Origin of the sequence: Campylobacter sp. RM12637, from assembly GCF_020137645.1 — a bacterium.
Lineage (GTDB): Bacteria > Campylobacterota > Campylobacteria > Campylobacterales > Campylobacteraceae > Campylobacter_E.
In genome coordinates this window covers 1-2,700 of the sequence record NZ_JACGAV010000036.1, presented here as the reverse complement: position 1 = coordinate 2,700, position 2,700 = coordinate 1, and the positions used below count along the sequence as shown (strand labels likewise).

Here is a 2,700-nt window from a genome sequence, read left to right as displayed (position 1 = left end):
TTTATTAAGTTCTTAAGAACTTATCTAAAGCTAGAAAGTAAAACTTTTTAGCTTTATTGTTTTTATGAGTTTTTGTATTTTTATTTAGCGATTGTTTTTATTTTTTTACCTTAATTCTAAAAGTTTTTAATATTTTTTATATTAAAATTCTTTTGATTAGATTGTTAAAAATTTATAAAAATATTAATTTTTATAATTACCCCCCCCCATTTTGTTAGTAATTGATTAACCTTTATATATTGATTTTTAACTATAATAAAGCATTTTTCATTTATTTTTTAGGGGAGAAAATGAATAGAACTATAAAATTATCTTTAATAACTTTTATATTAGCGGGGGGGGGATTTAGCTCTTGCTGATACTATCCCAAGCACTGCTATAAATTCTTTAGCGTATGCTAAAGATACTATTAATAATGGCAAAACTATAATAAGCACTACTTATTCAAAACCAACTGATATTACTCATACAGGTGGAAATATTAAATTAGGTAAAATTAATGAAACTCATTTTATAAGTAATTTAAATATTACTACAAGCGATACAGGTAATAGATTAGAAATAAATGGTGATGTATATTTACAAAATATGAATATATCTAAAGTTAATCAAAATGGTAATACAAATTTTGGAATATTAATAGATAATAACAAAAAAACATCTAGTCTGACTATGATTGGTGGAAGTTTAACTAATGTTGCTTTAGATTTATGGACTGCTGGTTATAATGATTCTATTATATTAGATGGAGTAAAAATTGAAAATATTAAATATGCTCATAAAACTCCACAAAGTGGTAATTTAATTGTGTCTAATTCAACTATAAAAGATAGTAGTTTTAACAAAGAAACTACTTTTGTTAATTCTAAATTGCTTGGAAATATTAGTGGAAATATTGTTGTAGATAATTCTATAGTAGAAGCTACTTTAAATACGAATACTTTAGAAGTTATAAATGGCACTACAATTAGTTCTGATATTAGCAAGGTTAATAATTTTATTTTAGATAATTCTACTTTAACCACAGATTTAAATGCCAAAAATATTACCATTAAAAATGATGCAAAATACAATAATAAAAATATCACAGCAAGTGGCACATTGACTATTGAAAATCATCAAATTATAAATAACGATAAAGATAAAATAACATTAAAATCTAATGGAATTTCAACATATAAAGATAGTGTTATTAAAAATGCAGTTTTGGATTCAAATCTTAATAGGATTGATTTTTATAATACAAATGAATTAGATAATGTAAAAATATCTAATGATAATGCTTGGGATGTTACAAAACATCATATTACGATTTGGGATAATACTAAGGTTACAATAAATGATAGTGAGATAATTAATTCGGCTATTACTCAAGCTTCTTCATTACATTATGATAGTGAAGTAATTATTAATAATACTAAATTAGTAGATACAGGAATTGGGGCTTTAAATAATAATGATTTATATAATAGAATTCCAAAATTAGAATTAAATAATGTAAATTATATAAATAATATAGAAAATAGTGGGATTTTTGCAAAAGAAATTACTATAAATGGTGGATATATAAAAGCTAATAAATTATATGGAACTGATACTATTTTAATTCCAGGAAAAAATGATATTTCAACTCAAGATAATACTAAGGTTATTATAAAAGATGGTGCTATTGTAGAGGCATTGGTTGATGGGGAAGAATTAGAGATATATAATTCAAAACTAACAGGAGATTCTCTTATTACCAACATAAAAACAGATAATAGTGAATTAATCGGCAAAATAGAAGCTACTAATAATATTGATATTAGTAATTCTAGTATCAAAGGTGATATAAAAGGTAGTGAATTAAAGCTTTTAAATTCTGATTTAAATTCAAATTTAATAGATATTGCAAATAATGTAATTATTGAAAATACTGAAGCAAAAACCATCACAGGAAATTTCAAAGTAGGCAATGACTTTAAATCAAGTAATACAATTATTCAAGGTAGTATTAATACTACAAATAATATGGAATTAAATAATTCTAATATTAAAGGCGATATAACTGCTAATAATTTAACTTTAAATAATTCTAGTATTACTAATAAAGCTGATGGTTCTACTAATACTATAAATGTTACAAACGATTTAACTATAAATAACGAAAGCCAAACTATTATTGATGGAAATTTCAAAGTAGGCAATGACTTTAAATCAAGCAATACAATCTTTAGTGGAGATATAACTGCAAATAATTTATTAAGCGATAATAAAAGCACTTTTCAAGGTCAGGTTAGTGCTGATAGCATAAGTGCAGTTGGTTCTATATTTAAACAAACTCTAACTATTACAGGCGATAGTAAAAACAATGTCTTAGATAAAGCTACATTAGAGCAAGGCATAGTAATTGATAGTAAAGGTGCACAAGTAAGTGTAATAAATGGCTCAGAAATCAAAGGAGAAATAAAAAACGAAGGCTTTATAAATGTAGAAGAAGGCTCAACAGTATCAGAGCTAGTATCAGGTAGCGGAACACTCTCAACCGATGGAGCTTGGTATGATAAAAATGTAAGTATGGGTAAAATTGAAGGAGAGAACAATACCTTTAAAGGCGATGTAATTATTACAAATACAAATACCGAAGTAAAAGCTGATAATAATACCTTTTTAGGCAATGTATCAGTAAATAATGGTAAACTTAGTGCTACTACTAATAAC

At 24.9% G+C, this 2,700-nt stretch carries 1 protein-coding gene; it reads left to right on the top strand.

Annotation, left to right across the window (positions count from 1 at the left end; genetic code table 11):
- Positions 1-588: 588 nt before the first annotated feature.
- Positions 589-2,700 (top strand): hypothetical protein (locus AVBRAN12637_RS09595; protein ID WP_336615820.1); only part of this gene is annotated, 2,112 nt, incomplete at its 3' end.